The organism is Paenimyroides baculatum (assembly GCF_008629655.1).
In the GTDB taxonomy this organism is placed as follows: domain Bacteria; phylum Bacteroidota; class Bacteroidia; order Flavobacteriales; family Flavobacteriaceae; genus Flavobacterium; species Flavobacterium baculatum.
This window is the reverse complement of sequence record NZ_VWSG01000001.1, coordinates 122,500-140,424: the sequence shown is the minus strand read 5'-3', so window position 1 is coordinate 140,424 and position 17,925 is coordinate 122,500. Positions and strand designations below refer to the sequence as shown.

Genomic DNA, 17,925 nt, shown 5'->3' with positions numbered 1-17,925 from the left:
CGTCGGAATGACAAACGCTATACATTACTTTTTTAATTGCGAACGAAGTTCTTTCATCAATTGCTCTCCCCCGTTTTCTAAAATTTCTTTTGCTGCGAAAAACCCTAGTTTTTTCCATTCGTTAATTGGAACATTCTTTTCAATTTCAAACTTCTGTTTTCCGTCTATAGAAAGTAAATTCCCTTTAAAAACAATGGTATCTTCTTCTTCATTATAAATTGCCAAAGCACCAATTGGCGCTGTACAACCACCTTCTAAGGTACGTAAAAACTGTCGTTCAATATGCGTACAAATTTCTGTTTCAATATCGTTCAACTGTGCAACGGCATCTAACACATAATTATCGTTTTCCATTGCAACAATCATCATCGCACCTTGTGCAGGAGCGGGAATCATCCAATCTAAATTAATAAATTCGGTTGGTTTTAAATTAATTCGCTCTAAACCAGCAGCGGCAAAAATGGCTGCATTCCAAGAATTATCTTTTAGTTTTTGCAGGCGTGTATTCACGTTTCCACGTAAATCTTCCACTTTATGATTCGGATATTTATTTAACCACTGCGCTTTTCTGCGTAACGATCCGCTGGCAATGGTTCCGTTGGTTTCCAAAAAATCGGTCGATCCTTTGTGAACCAAAATATCATGCACATTTCCGCGTTTTAAAACAGCTGCCTGCACAATACTTTGCGGCAACGCAGTAGGTACGTCTTTCATGGAATGCACGGCAATATCAACTTTGCCCGCAATCATAGCAACATCGAGCGTTTTTGTAAATATTCCGGTAATTCCTAACTCGTATAAAGGTTTGTCTAAAATAATATCCCCATCAGCCTTTACAGCTATAATTTCTGTTTTATAACCTAATTTATTCAGTTGTTTTGATACGGTATTGGCTTGCCACAACGCTAATTCGCTGTCGCGCGTGCCAATTCTGATTATTTTATTCATTTGTAAGTGTTTCTATTTGGAAAACTTTTTCGATCCATTCAATACTTTCGTCAACTTCGGTATTTTCATTTTTTAGATGATTGGCAAAATGCGACGTGATTTTCTGAATAAGGCGCGTTGTGATTAAATTCGCATGATCTTCGTCAAAGTTCTCTATTTTCTTTTTGTGGTATTTTAATTCGGTTTCTTTAATTTCTTCCAACTTCGCTTTTAGTGCATGGATCGTCGGTGCAAACTTTCTGGCTTGTGTCCAAGTAATGAATTCATACTTTACCTCATCGATAATCGCCATTGCCTGCGGTACATATTCTTTGCGTTTTGCCAAGGTATCATCGGTCATTTGCGACAATTGATCTAAATGCACCAACGTAACATCGGTAACATCCAACACATTTTCGTTTACGTTTTTAGGGATCGATAAATCTAAAATCAACAACGGCTTTTTAAGATTCAGCAGTTCTTTGTCAATTGTAGGATTTTGCGCACCGGTTGCTACAATCAGCACATCGGCATTTTGAAGTTCAGCTTGTAAATCGGCATAATCTTTTACGATTAAATTGAATTTACCTGCAATTTTACGCGCTTTGTCTTTTGTACGATTTATTAAAGTAATGTGATTGTTTTTTGTATGTTTTACAAGATTTTCACAGGTATTTCTACCGATTTTCCCTGTACCGAAAAGCAGAATATTCTTCTCTTTAATATCTTTTACATTATGAAGGATGTAATGAACCGAAGCAAACGATACCGAAGTAGCACCGGTGCTGATCTCGGTTTCGTTTTTGATGCGCTTGCTTGCCTGAATAACCGAATTTACCAATCGTTCAAAATAACTGTTGGTCAATCCTTTTTCACGAGCCGCAATAAATCCGGTTTTAACCTGACTTATAATTTCGAAATCGCCCAAAATTTGGCTATCCATTCCTGTTCCTACTTTAAAAAGGTGCGAAATAGCTTCGTTATTTTTATGAATGTAAGCTACCCGCTGAAAATCTTCTACAGTTCCGTTACTGTGCTTACAAAGTAAGGAAATCAATTGAAAAGGATGTTCTGCAAAACCATACAATTCGGTTCTGTTACAGGTAGAAATAGCAATTAAAGAAGAAATTCCTTCCAAACGTGCCTCGTCCAATAAATTCGATTTTGCCTGATCGCTCAAACTGAATTTACCACGGGTTTCCGCATCGGCTTTCTTGTAATTTAATCCCACTACATAAAAATGCGATGGTTTTGTATTGTTGTTGTTCTTCATTATTTAGTTTTACTAATAAAGCTTCACAAATTTAAAAGCAATAGTTTAATTAAAATAACGCTGTAAGGACTAATTATATCGCCAAGTTACATTTTACATTTTCTTTGCGTTGTTTTTTCAAAAAATCCTTATATTTGCTGACGTTAATGATTTTTATTGAATTGATATTTAGAACAATTCTAAATAGATTGATTGTTAAATTTTGATTCATTCAAAAAATAAAAACAACGCTATGAGAACTCAAGAAGATGTAATTTTAGAAGATGATTTTATTTGTATTCGCTTAAAAAACGAATCTGATATGGCGCAGGTTATCACTAAAGATTTAAGTAACGATGTTATGCAGTTTCACTTTGTTTTAAAGGGAAAAGGCAATTTTGTTTTTAACGGTGGCGCATATTCTATACCGGTTAACGAAGAAAGCAGTTTAACGCTTTACAATCCGCAGCGTGGCTTACCTATTCATTTGGAAGTTCAACCGACTTCATGGATTATTTCTGTGATTATATCTATTAAAAAGTTTCATAATTTATTTTCTACCGAAGCCGAGTTTATTCCTTTTTTAAACAAAGATGCAATTGACAGGAAACATTACGCGCAAACAAACATCACACCTTCCATGTCGGTTGTTTTATATCAGATAATGAATTTCAATCTGCATTCATCGGTTAAAAAACTATATTACAAAGCTAAAGTTTACGAATTATTAAGTCTGCTTTTTAATAAACCCGAAGGAACCGACGATGAAAGTTGTCCGTTTAAGACTGATGAAGAGGAAACCATGAAAATTAAACATGCCAAAGATATTTTGTTGAAAAATATGGCAGAACCTCCTACCCTACAAGAACTGGCAGATGAAATTGGTTTGAACATTAAAAAACTTAAACAAGGCTTTAAACAGGTTTATGGGGATACGGTTTACGGATTTTTGTTCGATTATAAAATGGAATATGCCCGTAAATTGTTAGACAGCGGAACTTATAATGTAAACGAAGTGGGCAACCGCATTGGTTACAGCACTGCAAGCCACTTTATTGCAGCATTTAAAAAGAAATTCGGCACAACGCCTAAAAAATATTTAATGTCGTTAGCGGCAAATTAATACCACACAAAAACATGAAAGGAGTTTTATTAGTTAATTTAGGATCGCCCGAAAGTCCAACACCAAAAGATGTAAAGCCGTATTTAGATGAATTTTTAATGGATAAATATGTGATAGATGTTCCGTATCTTTTACGTGCTTTATTAGTTCGCGGAATCATTTTAAGAAAACGTCCTGAACAATCGGCTCACGCTTATGCACAAATTTGGACAGACGAAGGTTCGCCTTTAATTGTTTTCTCGAAAAGAATGCACAAAAAAGTAAAAAACCAAGTGGATATTCCTGTTGCTTTGGCAATGCGTTATGGAACAATGACTATTGAAAAAGGTTTGCAGGAATTAAAAGATCAAGGCGTTACAGATGTGATGCTTTTAGCTTTGTATCCACAGTATGCTATGGCATCAACCACTACAATCTGGGCATTGGCAGACGAATTGGTTGCTAGTAAATTTCCTGAAATGAAATTAACCAAAGTTCCTGCATTTTACAATAAACCCGATTTTATTCAGGCATTGGCAAATTCCATAAAGAAACATTTGGAAGGATTTGATTACGATCATTTGCTATTTTCGTATCACGGAATTCCAAAACGCCATATTCGTAAAACCGATGTAACCAAATCGCATTGTAAAATCGATGGTTCGTGTTGTAATACACCATCGCCTGCGCACGAATTTTGTTACCGTCATCAATGTTTCGAAACTACAAAACAAGTAGTTAAATTATTGGAAATTCCCGAAGGAAAATACAGCCAAACCTTTCAATCAAGATTGGCTGGCGACAAATGGCTGACTCCTTATACCGACGTTGAAATTAACAAAATGCCCGCCAAAGGAATTAAGAAATTAGCCGTTGTAACGCCTGCTTTCGTTGCAGATTGTTTGGAAACTTTAGAAGAAATTGCTATGCGTGCCAATGACGATTTTAAATCGCATGGCGGTGAAGAGTTTTTTGCCGTTCCGTGTTTGAACGATGAAGACGAATGGTGCAACGTGGTAGCAAATTGGGTAAAAGATTGGTCTAAAAACTAATTTATGTATTTATACTTAAAGGCATTACATATTATTTTTGTTGTTTGCTGGTTTGCCGGACTTTTTTACATTGTGCGACTGTTTGTTTATTATGCCGAAGCACAGTTAAAATCGGATATTGAGAAAGAAATTCTTTCTAACCAATACCAGATAATGACCAGCAGATTGTGGTACATTATTACTTTTCCGGCTGCCGTACTGGCAACTATTTTTGGCGTGTGGATGTTGGTGGAAAATCCTGCATTGCTGCAAATGCCGTGGATGCACGTAAAACTGCTTTTTGTAGTACTTTTATGGCTGTATCATTTTAAATGTCAGCAGTTTGTAAAACAGATCAAACATAAAAACCTTACAAAAACCAGTTCTTTTTTCAGAATTTGGAACGAAGGTGCCACAATAATACTTTTCTCTGTAGTATTTTTAGTAATTTTAAAAAGTGCCATCAACTGGATTTTTGGCGTAGCCGGTATTTTTGTATTGGCACTATTGTTAACTTTAGGCTTTAAATTCTATAAAAAAATGCGCGAAAAAAATTAGGCATTTATGGCAAAACCATTCAACATACAAAGCACATCGTTACGTGTAAGAATTTTCATTGCCATGATTTTTCTTACCATAACATCATCGGTTTTAATTGCCATGGTTACCATTTATCAGTTTAAAAAAGAAGCGCGTAATTACCATCAGGATCGATTGATTAGAAAGGAAGATGCCGTTAACGAGCATTTAAACTTTGTTTTACAAACAACCGATATTCCTGTTACAACAGAAAATTTACCATTGATTTTTAAGGATAAAATTTTCGAACTTTCCAGCATTCACAACATACAGATCAATATTTACGATTTAAAGGGAAATCTTTTAATAACATCGAAAGGGAATTTTATTGTCGATAAAATAAACAACGAGGTTATATCGCCCAATATTCTGAAAATAATCGAAACCACAAGCACCAAACGTTTCATTGATTTACGAATTATCGACGGCATAACGTATCGATCTGCTTACAATTATATTAAAGACAACCAATTTAAACCGCTTGGAATCATTAGTATGCCGGTTGCCGAAGAAACATCGTATTACGATGCACAGGTAAACAGTTTTTTTATTCTTTTTGCACAGATTTATCTTTTTATCATTATTCTGGCAATCATTTTAGCGTTCATTTTATCGAGCTATATCACCAAAACATTACAGTTTATAAGTGAACGAATCCAAAAGACAAGCATCAACCGGAGAAATGAAAAAATTAAGGTTGAAAATGCTTCTTATGAAATTGAAACACTGATAAATTCGTATAACCAAATGGTTGACAAGCTGGAAGAATCGGCAGATAAACTGGCTCAAAGTCACCGGGAATTAGCTTGGCGTGAAATGGCAAAACAAGTGGCCCATGAGATTAAAAATCCGTTAACGCCAATGAAATTGACTGTTCAAAGTTTCCAACGAAAATTCAATCCCGAAGATCCAAAAGTAAACGAAAAAATAAAGGATTTCTGTGAAACCATGGTACAGCAAATTGACACTATGAGTGCAGTTGCATCAGCATTTTCAAACTTTGCATCGATGCCTGCCCAACAAAACACTACGTTGAACGTAGTTAAAGTGGTTCAGTTGGCTTTGGATATTTTTAACGAAGATTTCATAAATTTTGAATCAACCGAAGAAGAAATCATTGCTATATTTGATCAATCGCAAATTATTCGGATCATAAACAATCTGGTTAAAAATGCTATTGAAGGAATTCCGAATTATGAACCTTTTCCAAGAATTTCGGTTAAAGTAAAAAGAGAAAGTCAATCGGTATTAATCACTGTTTCCGACAATGGATCCGGGATTCCCGAAGATATTAAAGAGAAGATATTCGAACCAAAATTCACAACAAAAACAAGCGGAATGGGACTTGGTTTGGCAATGATTAAAAACATGATTGAAAGCTACGGCGGGAACATCCGTTTTGAATCGGTTTTAAATAAAGGAACAACGTTTTACGTAAAACTACCAATTAGTAACTAAAAAATAAAAATATGTCGTTTGAAAACATTTTAGTAGAAAAAAACAACGCAGTAGCTACTATTACAATTAACCGCCCAACAAAATTAAACGCTTTAAACAAAGCAACAATTGAGGAATTACACAATGCTTTTAAAGAATGTGAAACCGATAACGAAGTGCGTGCTATTATTATAACAGGATCGGGCGAAAAAGCGTTTGTTGCCGGTGCAGATATTTCGGAATTTGCAAGTTTTAGTGTATCAGAAGGATCTGAATTAGCAAGAAAAGGGCAAGAATTATTGTTTGATTTTGTAGAGAATTTACAAACACCGGTAATTGCTGCAGTAAACGGATTTGCTTTAGGCGGCGGATTGGAACTGGCAATGGCTGCACATATTAGAATTGCATCAGACAACGCTAAAATGGGCTTACCAGAAGTTACTTTGGGTGTTATTCCTGGTTATGGCGGCACACAGCGTTTACCTCAATTGATTGGAAAAGGAAGAGCAAACGAATTAATTATGACCGCACAAATGATTGATGCACCAACAGCATTATCTTTTGGTTTGATAAATCACATGGTGGCGCAACCTGAATTGTTAGACAAAGCAAACGAATTGGCATTGAAAATTGCTAAAAACTCTCCGGTTGCAATTACACAGGCTATTAAAGCGGTGAATGCTAATTTTAAAGATGGAATCAACGGATTTAATACAGAAATTGATCGTTTTGGATATTGCTTTGGAACTGCCGATTTTAAAGAAGGAACAACTGCATTTTTAGAAAAACGCAAAGCCGATTTTAAAGGGAATTAAATTTGATTATTGCATGAAACAACACGTCACTTCGAGTAGCGTAATGTAATGAAGCGTATCGAGAAGTCAATAATTTAGAAGTTCTCGACAAGCTCGAACTGACGAGAATTTAAAATATTATCAAACTGATCAATTTTAAAAGATCACATTAAAACAAAAATCCTGTATTTTGCAATACAGGATTTTTTTATCAAACTAAACTAATTAGTTATTGGTTTTCATTTTATCCAAGGTTTTGTTGTAACCTTCTTCAACCTCTTTACCTACTTTTTTAGCTTTTTCGCCAACTTTATCAGCACCTTCTTCAACTTTTTCTGCGGCATTGTTAATACCGTCTTTAACATCGGTAGCTGCGTTGTTAACTCCAGTTTTTAACTTCTCCCAAGAAGTTTTAGCTTCGTCACGAACTTTTACAGCAGCTGCTTCGGCTTTCTTGTCGCCTTTTTCTACTGCAGCTTTCACATCAGCTTCGGCTTTTTCGTATTTCACTTTCGCTTCGTCGATATTCGCTTGAACAGCAGGATCAACAGTAGTTTCTTCTGTAGTAACCGTTGTAGATTCTGTGGTTAATGTATCAACCGTAGTTTCTGTTGTTGTGGTTGTTTCTTTTTTACAAGCTGTTACCGATAATAATCCGGCAGCAACAGCCATTAATAACATGTTCTTTTTCATAGTTCTAAATTTTAATTTATTAGTAAAGTTACAAAAAATATTGAAAACACTTATTATGTCTTATTTTTCGTAATCGGGATTTGCATAGAAATTCATCTGACGTTTAATAGCATTCTTTCTTCTTTCGATATAACGTGAACTGTTCTTTGCCTTGTAAACTCTCGGATTTGGAAGAATTGCCGCAATTGCAGCTGCTTCTGCCTTTGTCAGGTTTTTTGCCGATTTATTAAACCAATGTTGCGATGCAGCTTCTATACCGTAAATTCCGTTACCCATTTCAATCGAGTTCAAATAAACTTCCATAATACGTTCTTTTCCCCAGACAACTTCAATCAAAACCGTAAAATAAGCTTCCAATCCTTTTCGTAAGTAACTTCTGCCCGGCCAAAGAAAAACATTCTTGGCAGTTTGCTGGCTAATGGTACTTCCGCCCTTAACCTTTCTTCCTTTTTGATTATTTTTATAGGCTTTTTCGATCGCTTTCACATCAAAACCATTATGTGTTGTAAACTTTCCGTCTTCGCTGGCAATAACCGCTTTTTGTATCGACGTTCCCATTTCATCAATTGAAACCCAGTCGCGCTTCCACACAACTTTATCGTTACTGCCGATCTGTTCAAACGTGCGGATAAACATCAACGGCGTAAACGGCACGGGTATAAACTTAAAAAGGATAACCAAACCAATGCTTATCCCCAAAAAATAGAGGATTACTTTACCTATGAATTTTAAAATTTTCTTCACCATAATGCATAAAAAAAGGGATGTAAATATACTCCCTATTTTTTATTTTTTGCTCTTTTATTATTTATCAGTTTAACAACAAATGGTACCGTTGTTATGATGATGATTACCAGAATGATGTATTCAATGTAATGGGTAAGATCAAATCCGTAGCTGTCCAGTAAAAATCGATACAGATAATGCCCTGAGAAGATCAACGAAAACGCCCATGCAATAGAACTTATAATGTTATAGAACAAAAACTTTTTGAATTCCATATTTGCCACTCCTGCGATAATCGGCGTAAACGTACGAACAACTGGTAAAAAACGGGCAAAGATTATGGCACGACCACCGTGTTTTTCAAAAAAAGCTTTCGATTCTAACAGATATTTCTTTTTAAACAAAAATCCGTCTTCTTTCTGATATAAGTAATTTCCACTTTTAGATCCAAACCAGTATCCGAACAAATTACCTATGATTCCTGCCACAGCAACTAATGATGCCACGCCTAAAACGTTTAAAAAATCGCTTTCAATTACAACAATTTCGCTCATTAAAGCCTTGCTGTAAATTCCCGATAAAAACAATAAACTATCGCCCGGTAAAAAGAAGCCTGCCAATAAGCCTGTTTCGGCAAATACGATGAACAAAACAACGTATAATCCAATTTTATGTCCGGCAATTTCTAAATTTATGTAGAATTCAGGATTGATTAAGTCGCCCCAGTTAAAATCTTCCATTCTAAATTAATTGTGTAGTATTTTTTCGTTCGTGAAATTAGTCATAATTTTTCATTTTTCGATCCTTCAAAAAACATAAAACAAAACTTTAAGGAATTTTTATCATTTAATATTTCGTAATTTTAACCGCAACTAAAAATAGGTGTAAAAATGAAACGTATTTTATTAGCTACTTTATCGGTAATTGCGCTACAGGCAAGTGCACAAGATAAGGTAATGACAAAAGAATTACTTTGGCAGTTAGGGCGTGTAAACCCGGTTGGCATAACAGAAAAAGGCGATTTTTTAATTTATAAGGTTGGAATTCCGAATGTGGATAAAAACACGGTGGAATATAAGACATATCAGGTAACTGTTGACGGAAAACGCATCAAAGAACTTGAAAATACCGATGGTTTGATTAAAGACCGAAACCTTTCGCCCGACGGAAAATTTAAATTATCTGCCGAAGAAGTTAAGGTAAATATGGTTTTAGGAAAAGACAGATATCCTGAATTGAAAGAATCTAATGTGTATGTGTACGATGGTCTGGATTACCGCCATTGGGATAAAGATAACGACGGATCTTTCAGCCATGTTTTTGTTACGAATCTAGAAAACAAAGAAAAAACCGATTTGTTGAAAGATGAACCTTACTACAGTCCGCAGGCTCCGTTTGGTGGTGAAGAAGACTATACTTGGCATCCCAATGGAAAATCGGTTATTTATGTATCAAAAAAGAAAGCAGGAACAGCTTATGCTACAAGCACAAATACCGATTTGTACGAGTATAATTTAGATACAAAACAGACCGTTAATTTAACCGAAAAAAATTTAGGTTACGATACACACCCTACTTTTTCACCAAACGGCGATTTAACGTGGCTGCAAATGAAAAACGATGGTTATGAAGCCGATAAAAACGATATTATTGTGCATCATAAAGGTATCGATATCAACTTAACCGGTGGTTGGGACGGCACTGTCAATAGTTATGTTTGGAGTAACGACGGTAAAAAAGTCTATTTTATTGCTCCGATCGATGGAACTACGCAGTTGTTTGAAGTGAACTTTCCGGGTGTAACCAGAATTGCTGTGCAGGTAAAACAATTAACCAATGGTGTTTTTGATGTGGCTGATATTGTAGGCTTTGTAAAAGACAAGGTTTTGGTTACCCGTACCGATTTTAACACGGCTTCTGAAGTTTATTCGTACGATTTAAAGAAGAAAACGTGGAACCAGATTACGCATGTAAACGATGCTGCGTATAGTAGAATTGCAAAAAGCAAGGTTGAAAAACGTTATGTAACTACAACCGATGGTAAAAAAATGTTGGTTTGGGTAATTCTTCCGCCAAATTTTGATCCTAATAAAAAATATCCAACGTTGTTGTATTGCCAAGGCGGACCACAGTCTATTGTATCGCCTTTTTATTCTTTCCGTTGGAATTTTCAGTTAATGGCAGCAGAAGGTTATGTAATTGTAGCGCCAAACCGTAGAGGTTTACCAGGTTTTGGAGTGGAATGGAACGAAGCTATTTCTAAAGACTGGGGCGGACAGGCAATGAACGATTACCTTTCGGCTATCGATGATGTTTCTAAAGAAAAATATGTAGATACCGCTCGTCGTGGTGCTGTTGGTGCTAGTTATGGCGGATATTCGGTTTATTACTTGGCAGGAATTCATCAAAACCGTTTTAAAAGTTTTATTGCACATTGCGGTGTTTTTAACCTACACAGCATGTACGGAACTACCGAAGAAACCTTTTTCCCAAATTGGGATGCAGGTGGTGCATATTGGGATGCCGAAACAAATAAAGATGTTGCAAAAACCTACTACCAGCACAACCCAATTTTATTGGTTAAAAATTGGAACACGCCTATTTTGATTTTCCACGGTGGTAAAGATTACCGTGTACCGATTGGTCAAGGTCAGGAAGCATTTGCAGCAGCGCAGTTGCAAGGTATTAAAAGTAGATTTGTTTATTTACCCGATGAAAACCACTGGGTACTTAAACCACAAAACGCACTAGTTTGGCAAACCGAATTTTTTAAATGGTTAAAAGAAACTTTGTAAGTTTAAACAAAAACTTTGACAAAGTTGCTTACTAATACAAATCCTTCAGGTTAAACTTGAAGGTTTTTTTTGTTCAAACTTCCTTTCAAATTTTTTAGACAACAAAATATGAGCCAACAATGCCAAGAAAGTGAATAAAACACCTATACTGCATACACCTGTCCATCCGTAATATTGCCAAGCTATAGAGCCTAAAAGTGTCCCTAATGATCCACCTACAAAATATGATACCATATAAACTGTATTTAGGCGGTTTGTTGCTTTAATATTTATTGCAAAAAATACACTTTGGTTCATAATGTGAGTTGATTGTAATCCAAAATCAATTAATATAAAACCTACTACCAATCCCCAATAAGTATAGCCTGCAAAATACGTAAACGTCCAACTTAGCAATATAATCAATAGAGACAGACTTATAATTGTGTTTTTAGAAACAAAACGCGTAAACCTACCCACTAAAGCTGCTGCAACAGCTCCTACTGCACCAATCAAACCAAACATTCCCGCAACACTTGCATCTGCTAAAAAAGGAGCTTCTTCTAAATGAAAAACCAAAGTGGTAAAAAGTGCTGATAAAGCTCCAAAACCCAGTGCTCCACGAAGAGATGCCAGCTGAAGTAAAGGTTCTGTTTTAGCAAAATGAGCGACCGATTTCAATAGTGAAACATAACTTCCTTTAAAGTGAGGATATGTTTGTGGTAACAATAAATAAATAAGAACCGTAGTAAGTATCATTAAACCAAACGCAATGTAAAACATAAACCTCCAACCAAAATAATCGCCAACTATACCACTAATCATTCTTGAAGCTAAAATACCTATTAGCAAACCAGACATAACCATACCTATATTTTGTGTACGGCTATTTTCGGCGGAAAGCTCAGCAACCATAGGGATAAAAAGTTGCGGAACAACTGAAACTATTCCTAAAGCAAAACTAACCGCATATAATAGCATCAAGTTAGTAACTGTAGCTATAGTTATCAAAAAGAGAATTGTAAGAAACATGCTGAATAAAATCAACTTTTTACGTGCTATTTTATCCCCCAAAGGAATTATTAAAAACAACCCTATAGCATAGCCCATCTGTGTAAGCATAGCAATTTTACTTGCTTTACTTTCTGTAATATTAAAATCTTTTGCAATTAAACCCAACAATGGCTGGTTGTAATAAATATTTGCAACAATTAAACCTGTACTAATCGTTAAAAACCACAATATGGGTTTTGTTAATATACTTTGTTCTTTAGTTTCCATAAAAAATCCAAAAAGTAAAGTTAGTGCAAAACGAAAACTACTACTGCGTTTTTTAAAATTATATTAAAGATTTGATTAGTTATGTAACAAATTCCATAAATTCGTACTTACTATTAAAAATATTCAAATAACAATATGTTTCGTTTAAAATTAAAACCATTATTTGCGGCGGTATTAATTGCTTTAGCTGCAACTTCAAATGTATCGGCACAAGACGATTTAATGAATAAGGTAAAGGCAAATCAAAGTGCCAACAGTAAAGATCATTTTACGTTTACCGATGTAATTAATCTAGAAAACACTTCTATTAAAGATCAAGGTTCGTCTGGAACTTGCTGGAGTTATTCAGGAAATTCGTTCATTGAATCTGAAATGATCCGTATGGGTAAAAAACCTGTCGAACTGGCTCAAATCTTTACCGCGCGTAACGCGTATGTAGAAAAAGGTAAAATGTATGTAAAAATGCATGGTGCCGTTACGTTGGGCGAAGGCGGTGCTTTCCACGATGTTATGAATATGTACAAAAAATACGGTACGGTTCCAAGATCTGCTTACACAGGTTTACAGGAAGGACAAACACGCAACAATTTTTCTGAAATGAGTAAAATGAGCGAATCTGTTTTGGCATCGGTTATCAAAAACGATAAATTATCAGAAAACTGGGTAAAAGCTTATACTTCGGTTATTGATACGTATTTAGGTGAAGCTCCGACAGAATTCACGTACGAAGGTAAAAAATACACGCCTAAAACGTTTGCTGACCAAGTTGTTGGTGTGAAAGCTGAAGATTATGTTGAAATTTCTTCTTTAAAAGAATATCCTTATTACACTAAATTCACTTTATTGGTACCGGATAACTGGTCGTTTGATCAGGTTTACAACGTAAAAATGGACGAATTAGTTGAAACGGTTGACAATGCGTTGAAAAACGGATACACGGTTGCTTGGGCTGGAGATGTTTCTGAAAAAGGATTCAGCTGGAAAAACGGTGTAGCTTTTGTTCCTGAAATTGATTTCGCTCAAATGACAACTGAACAAAAAGCGGAAATGTTCAACGGACCAAAAGCAGAGAAAAAAGTTACAGAAGACGAGCGTCAAAAAGCGTTTGACAATTACGAAACTACCGATGATCACGGAATGCACATTACTGGTGTTGCGAAAGATCAAAACGGAAAAGAGTATTATATCGTGAAAAATTCTTGGGGATTGTCTAACGATTACAAAGGATACATGTACATGACCAAAGAATTCATGAAATACAAAGCAACAGGAATTATGCTACATAAAAACGCGGTTCCAAAAGCAATTGCTAAAAAATTAGCAATCTAAAAAACCATAAATATTTTATAAAGAGAGATGTGATAAGCATCTCTTTTTTATTTTTGTAAAAAATTTAGAACATGAAAAAAGATTCTCTAGTCACCGTTACAAAAGAAGTACCATCTTTAGCTAAAGAAAAAGAAGAGCTGATAAATGCCGTTAACCCAGAAAATATGAAGGAAGGGATTTCTTCTGTTGTAACAGATGTTTCCACGCACATGGAACGATTCATTGCAATGCTTATAGATGCAATTCCGGCTGTTGTAAAAGCTATCCTTTTTCTTATAGTAGGTTTATTTATTATAAGAACCGTTTTAAGAATAGTTAAAAATCGATTCGAAAAACGAAACGTAGATATGTCGTTAAGAGGTTTCTTAATGTCTATTATCAAATTTGTTTTGTATGCTTTATTGATTTTATCGGTAGCAGGAAATCTTGGTTTTCAAACAACAGCGATTTTAGGAGCATTATCAGGTTTGGTATTAGCAGCTGGTTTGGCATTACAAGGATCATTATCAAACTTTGCAGGCGGCGTGTTGATTTTATTATTCCGTCCGTTTGAAGTAGGCGATTATATAGAAAATTCTGCAGGAACCGATGGAACAGTTGAAAAAATCGATTTATTGTACACCACTTTAAACAACGCACAAGGAATAAAAGTATTTAGTCCGAATGGTGCTTTAGCAAATTCTGTGATCAGAAATTTCTCGAAAATATCAAAACGTAGAATAGAATTTGCTTTAACCGTAAGCTATGCAGATAACATACAAAAAGTACAGCAGGCAATAGAAAGTAAATTAGTTGCTGACAGCCGAGTTTTACAAGATCCCAAACCAGAGATTTTTGTAAAAGAATTAGCTGCAAGTGGTGTTGTTTTAACCGTTCGTGCATGGGCAACTAAAACAGATTTTGGTTCGTTAAACTTTGAAATACAAGACGAAATTAAAAAAACCATTTACGAAGGCGGATTCAGTAATCCCTTTGCTGCATCACCTATCCGTGTTATTAACGAAACACCTGAAAAGAAATAGAAATAAACAAAACCGCTTTCATTTCAGAGCGGTTTTGTTTATTTTGCAATCATTCAGTGAGTGTTTCCAACTGATCTCACCTTTAACAGATAAACCACCATTCTATCTTATTCATCCAATTACAGTCCGTTTGCTCTGTTATAAGTTGTAACGATGTACAGGTTTCAAAACATTCGTTAATAAAAACGGACTTTTGTCATGATTGTATATGCTTTTCGCATTCAGTGAGTGTATGCAACCTCACCTTACGGGTGTACAGGCACCCTCTAAATATTATTTTACTATGTAGTAATAAGTTCAATACCTGCCTTTTCTGCTTTGTATTTAATTTTTGTTATTAGTTCGTAGTAACTCCAGTTACGCAGTAAGAACTGCTCCTCTTTTGCAATATCAATATTTTCCTGCATATCCAGCAGCACAAGTGTAGCAGCCTGATTACTTACACAGAAATCAATAAGCCTTCTGCTGTACTCGTGCAGGCGGTTCGTTACATAATTACTTTCCATATTTTTGAATCTGTTCAAAGCCTTTAATTTTCTATCCCTGCCATTCCCACCTCTGCAATAAGCTACCGCTTTTCTGGTTCGGGTATATGCAGCCTGAATCGCCAGCCTGCGGTGCAAAAACTCTTCTTTATTGCCAATCTGTAACCTGTTTTTTCCTATTTTAACAGAGATCGGATACTCAAGTGAAAGTGAAGCTTCTGCAACGATTTCGGGTTTCAGAGAGTGCTTTTCCATAGCAATCTCAAAAACCGGCAGCCAGAAAATTTTTCCGTTATCCATTTTAATCCTCGAAGTACAAAGTTTTACCTCACCAGACAGTACCTGCTGTAAAAGTAGGTATTTATCGGTAAAATCTTTACCCAGATAAACTCTGAAAGGAATTTTAAACAGAACAAATCCGAAGTACTTTTTCTCCTCGTTGTATTGCAGTTGCCTTACGCCTTCCTTTCCAAAAATAAATCCCTTATTTGTTTTAAAATTATCTATAGAACGGGTACCGTTCAAATATTCCTTATAGTTTTTTCTAAACTTTCCTATCAGCTCATGGTTAAGATATGCGAGCATATTGGTTGGAATCTCCTCTTTAAAACGGTCGCTTAGCATGCGGTAGGTGCAGTTTATGTGCGAGCGCTGCAGTATACCGTCAATGTCTTTCTTTTCATCGGTCAGTTTGTATTTTACTCCTTCAGACAGGTAAAAAAAATCTGTGATCATCAGCTGCACGTACAAATGGCTCACGATAAGGTTTGCTGCACGGCAGCATATATCCTGCCACTTGTACATTTTACTCCATACCTTTTTTCGTTGCTCTCCGGCTGGCAGATCAATTGTTATCTGCATTCTTCGGGTTAATGTCATTGTTGCTTTTTTCATAATAACCGTTTTTAGATTGATTACTTAGCTATCGCTGGGTGAATCTGTAGGCTGTCATAAAGTCCTTATGTATTTCTTTTGTGGGAAGGTTCAATTCTTTTGCGATGGATTCAAAGGACAGGTTCATTTCACATCGCATTCTCAGTATTTTTAACTGTAGGTCGCTAAGTTCCTTATCTACATACTCAGGTCTGATCTTGTTTTTTCTAGATTCAGCACTGCTTCCAACATTTACAATTTTCTTTATATCGTCAATTGCCCGTTGTACCTCGTTAACGGTTTCCATAGTACCTTTTCCCATAGCACGTGCAATAGCTTTATATCGAAAACCGTATTTCAGACACAGATTTAGAAGATGCCTTCTCTCCGGATTGATCAGAGGTAGTGCATTGTTCATAAGATCGAAAAGCATTTGTTGTGATTCCTGATCCTTCAGATTTTGTAACTCATCCGCAGGATCATAACCTGTTACAGAGTTCTCATAATTTTCATAACTCTCAAACGAGCTCACGTTGGTTTTAAAAAACTTGTTTCGGGGTTTTGCATGGTGCGAATAACAACTTCTTTTCATGACAACCTTCAAAAAAAAAAGTATATGCAAAGGGTTTTCGATCTTTTCACGATAATCCCATAATTTTAAAAAAGTATCCTGTACCAAATTTTCCACCACAAAATCATCGTCAAGATACTGTCTGCCCACCCAAAAAATAAGTCTTTTGTATTGGGCATGAATCTTTTCTAAAGCAGCAGGGTCGCTGTTTTTTAATAATTCAAAATTTCTTTCTGGCATAATGGGGTGATTATTAATTATACTTTTCTGTGATGGTGTAGTCTATAGTTTGTTACCTCGAACTTAGTGAGATGAAAGACCTCTTTCGATTTTCAATCAAAAATCCAATGCTACTATATACTACAATCCAAAACTGAGCATTCACAACGCAGTGAGCGTCGATTCGATGAAAATAGTGCAAAATCAAATGCTGTTTGAGCTTTGAAAAAGCGAGTTTGATTTGATTTAACTATTAAATCGTTAATCGACCACGAGTAGTGACGCTCAGGAGTTTTGTTTCTTTTGCGACCAAAAGAAAAATCTTATCAATCTTCACTTGAATATACATTCGGTCATGCTGCACTCCGATGCAGCATCGCATCTAGTTTTCCGCAAAGTTTGTCATCTTGAACAAAGTGAAAGATCTCTTTCGATTCTCAAACATTCTGCTTAATTGATTCCTTGCGGTTTTTTCTCTTCTTTGATGCACCAAAGAAGCAAAGTGCTTTTTTTCTTTGTCTTGCCTCAGTCCAAAACGGTTGAACTTTTCCTCGTTCACTATCTGATCGAAACGTCGCTCCGCTTCTCGATCATCTTACACTCTCTTCGTCGGTTCAACTATCGTTTTATGAACTAATGGCGCTTTAATACTCCTAAGTACTCTATTTCATTTTCAATCAAAATCCTATTGTTGAATAAATCCGGATTTAATAGCGACATTATTTTTTCAGCGAGTGTCAAATAGGCAAAATTTCCGTGAAAAGAAATGCTGTTTGAGCGTAGCGAGTTTATTTCTTTTAGGAAATAAGACTTCATTTGACCGTTGAAAA

Annotated in this window: 16 protein-coding genes; 8 read left to right on the top strand and 8 right to left on the bottom strand. The window is 35.6% G+C overall.

The window, feature by feature from the left end; genetic code table 11:
- Positions 1-24: 24 nt before the first annotated feature.
- The gene (hemC, locus tag F0460_RS00700) at positions 25-948 is read right to left on the bottom strand and encodes a hydroxymethylbilane synthase (RefSeq protein WP_150009396.1); all 924 of its coding nucleotides are present in this window, start codon (positions 946-948) and stop codon (positions 25-27) included.
- Positions 941-2,200, bottom strand: a complete 1,260-nt coding sequence (gene hemA, locus F0460_RS00695) for a glutamyl-tRNA reductase (RefSeq protein ID WP_150009395.1) — start codon at positions 2,198-2,200, stop codon at positions 941-943. The genes hemC and hemA overlap by 8 nt, the downstream gene beginning before the upstream one ends.
- A gap of 232 nt (positions 2,201-2,432) precedes the next feature.
- Here hemA and F0460_RS00690 point away from each other — a divergent pair, with 232 nt between their 5' ends.
- The 5 genes from F0460_RS00690 to F0460_RS00670 are packed head-to-tail and all read left to right on the top strand — an operon-like array spanning position 2,433 to position 7,143.
- Positions 2,433-3,302 carry a helix-turn-helix domain-containing protein gene (locus F0460_RS00690; RefSeq protein ID WP_150009394.1) on the top strand — a complete coding sequence of 290 codons (870 nt, stop codon included), beginning with the start codon at positions 2,433-2,435 and terminating at the stop codon, positions 3,300-3,302.
- A gap of 14 nt (positions 3,303-3,316) precedes the next feature.
- Entirely contained in the window at positions 3,317-4,333 is a 1,017-nt protein-coding gene (gene hemH / locus F0460_RS00685; protein ID WP_150009393.1) for a ferrochelatase, read from the top strand.
- Between the two features lie 3 nt (positions 4,334-4,336).
- On the top strand, positions 4,337-4,870 hold the full coding sequence (locus F0460_RS00680) for a CopD family protein (RefSeq protein WP_150009392.1): 534 nt from the start codon (positions 4,337-4,339) through the stop codon (positions 4,868-4,870).
- 6 nt (positions 4,871-4,876) lie between these two features.
- Positions 4,877-6,349: an ATP-binding protein gene (locus tag F0460_RS00675; RefSeq protein ID WP_223810739.1), complete on the top strand. Its 1,473-nt coding sequence runs from the start codon at positions 4,877-4,879 to the stop codon at positions 6,347-6,349.
- An 11-nt stretch (positions 6,350-6,360) separates the two neighbouring features.
- Entirely contained in the window at positions 6,361-7,143 is a 783-nt protein-coding gene (locus tag F0460_RS00670) for an enoyl-CoA hydratase/isomerase family protein (RefSeq protein WP_150009391.1), read from the top strand.
- A 204-nt stretch (positions 7,144-7,347) separates the two neighbouring features.
- Here the strand turns inward: F0460_RS00670 and F0460_RS00665 are convergent, their stop codons facing one another.
- Genes F0460_RS00665 through F0460_RS00655 form a run of 3 tightly spaced genes read right to left on the bottom strand, consistent with a single transcriptional unit; the run spans position 7,348 to position 9,281 of the window.
- Positions 7,348-7,815 carry a hypothetical protein gene (locus tag F0460_RS00665; protein WP_150009390.1) on the bottom strand — a complete coding sequence of 156 codons (468 nt, stop codon included), beginning with the start codon at positions 7,813-7,815 and terminating at the stop codon, positions 7,348-7,350.
- A 60-nt stretch (positions 7,816-7,875) separates the two neighbouring features.
- Positions 7,876-8,562: a monofunctional biosynthetic peptidoglycan transglycosylase gene (gene mtgA / locus F0460_RS00660; RefSeq protein WP_150009389.1), complete on the bottom strand. Its 687-nt coding sequence runs from the start codon at positions 8,560-8,562 to the stop codon at positions 7,876-7,878.
- A 32-nt stretch (positions 8,563-8,594) separates the two neighbouring features.
- The gene (locus F0460_RS00655) at positions 8,595-9,281 is read right to left on the bottom strand and encodes a DedA family protein (RefSeq protein WP_150009388.1); all 687 of its coding nucleotides are present in this window, start codon (positions 9,279-9,281) and stop codon (positions 8,595-8,597) included.
- Between the two features lie 150 nt (positions 9,282-9,431).
- On the opposite strand from F0460_RS00655, the gene F0460_RS00650 reads away from it, so the two are divergent.
- Positions 9,432-11,336 carry a S9 family peptidase gene (locus tag F0460_RS00650; RefSeq protein WP_150009387.1) on the top strand — a complete coding sequence of 635 codons (1,905 nt, stop codon included), beginning with the start codon at positions 9,432-9,434 and terminating at the stop codon, positions 11,334-11,336.
- A 45-nt stretch (positions 11,337-11,381) separates the two neighbouring features.
- Here F0460_RS00650 and F0460_RS00645 read toward each other — a convergent pair whose 3' ends face one another.
- The gene (locus tag F0460_RS00645) at positions 11,382-12,596 is read right to left on the bottom strand and encodes an MFS transporter (protein ID WP_150009386.1); all 1,215 of its coding nucleotides are present in this window, start codon (positions 12,594-12,596) and stop codon (positions 11,382-11,384) included.
- Positions 12,597-12,731: 135 nt separating this feature from the next.
- Here F0460_RS00645 and F0460_RS00640 point away from each other — a divergent pair, with 135 nt between their 5' ends.
- Together F0460_RS00640 and F0460_RS00635 are read left to right on the top strand one after the other, a co-directional pair.
- A complete protein-coding gene (locus F0460_RS00640; protein ID WP_150009385.1) occupies positions 12,732-13,925 on the top strand; it encodes a C1 family peptidase in 1,194 nt (397 codons plus the stop codon).
- Between the two features lie 71 nt (positions 13,926-13,996).
- Positions 13,997-14,947, top strand: a complete 951-nt coding sequence (locus F0460_RS00635; protein ID WP_150009384.1) for a mechanosensitive ion channel family protein — start codon at positions 13,997-13,999, stop codon at positions 14,945-14,947.
- Between the two features lie 281 nt (positions 14,948-15,228).
- Here F0460_RS00635 and F0460_RS00630 read toward each other — a convergent pair whose 3' ends face one another.
- Together F0460_RS00630 and F0460_RS00625 are read right to left on the bottom strand one after the other, a co-directional pair.
- A complete protein-coding gene (locus F0460_RS00630; protein ID WP_150009383.1) occupies positions 15,229-16,326 on the bottom strand; it encodes an IS200/IS605 family element transposase accessory protein TnpB in 1,098 nt (365 codons plus the stop codon).
- 28 nt (positions 16,327-16,354) lie between these two features.
- Positions 16,355-17,116 (bottom strand): RNA polymerase sigma factor, encoded by a 762-nt coding sequence (locus tag F0460_RS00625; protein ID WP_150009382.1) that lies wholly within the window; start codon positions 17,114-17,116, stop codon positions 16,355-16,357.
- Positions 17,117-17,925: the final 809 nt, after the last annotated feature.

Coding starts and splice junctions, on each gene's coding strand:
- hemC (WP_150009396.1), bottom strand. CDS start 948: ATGAATAAAATAATCAGAATTGGCACGCGCGACAGCGAATTAGCGTTG.
- hemA (WP_150009395.1), bottom strand. CDS start 2,200: ATGAAGAACAACAACAATACAAAACCATCGCATTTTTATGTAGTGGGA.
- F0460_RS00690 (WP_150009394.1), top strand. CDS start 2,433: ATGAGAACTCAAGAAGATGTAATTTTAGAAGATGATTTTATTTGTATT.
- hemH (WP_150009393.1), top strand. CDS start 3,317: ATGAAAGGAGTTTTATTAGTTAATTTAGGATCGCCCGAAAGTCCAACA.
- F0460_RS00680 (WP_150009392.1), top strand. CDS start 4,337: ATGTATTTATACTTAAAGGCATTACATATTATTTTTGTTGTTTGCTGG.
- F0460_RS00675 (WP_223810739.1), top strand. CDS start 4,877: ATGGCAAAACCATTCAACATACAAAGCACATCGTTACGTGTAAGAATT.
- F0460_RS00670 (WP_150009391.1), top strand. CDS start 6,361: ATGTCGTTTGAAAACATTTTAGTAGAAAAAAACAACGCAGTAGCTACT.
- F0460_RS00665 (WP_150009390.1), bottom strand. CDS start 7,815: ATGAAAAAGAACATGTTATTAATGGCTGTTGCTGCCGGATTATTATCG.
- mtgA (WP_150009389.1), bottom strand. CDS start 8,562: ATGGTGAAGAAAATTTTAAAATTCATAGGTAAAGTAATCCTCTATTTT.
- F0460_RS00655 (WP_150009388.1), bottom strand. CDS start 9,281: ATGGAAGATTTTAACTGGGGCGACTTAATCAATCCTGAATTCTACATA.
- F0460_RS00650 (WP_150009387.1), top strand. CDS start 9,432: ATGAAACGTATTTTATTAGCTACTTTATCGGTAATTGCGCTACAGGCA.
- F0460_RS00645 (WP_150009386.1), bottom strand. CDS start 12,596: ATGGAAACTAAAGAACAAAGTATATTAACAAAACCCATATTGTGGTTT.
- F0460_RS00640 (WP_150009385.1), top strand. CDS start 12,732: ATGTTTCGTTTAAAATTAAAACCATTATTTGCGGCGGTATTAATTGCT.
- F0460_RS00635 (WP_150009384.1), top strand. CDS start 13,997: ATGAAAAAAGATTCTCTAGTCACCGTTACAAAAGAAGTACCATCTTTA.
- F0460_RS00630 (WP_150009383.1), bottom strand. CDS start 16,326: ATGAAAAAAGCAACAATGACATTAACCCGAAGAATGCAGATAACAATT.
- F0460_RS00625 (WP_150009382.1), bottom strand. CDS start 17,116: ATGCCAGAAAGAAATTTTGAATTATTAAAAAACAGCGACCCTGCTGCT.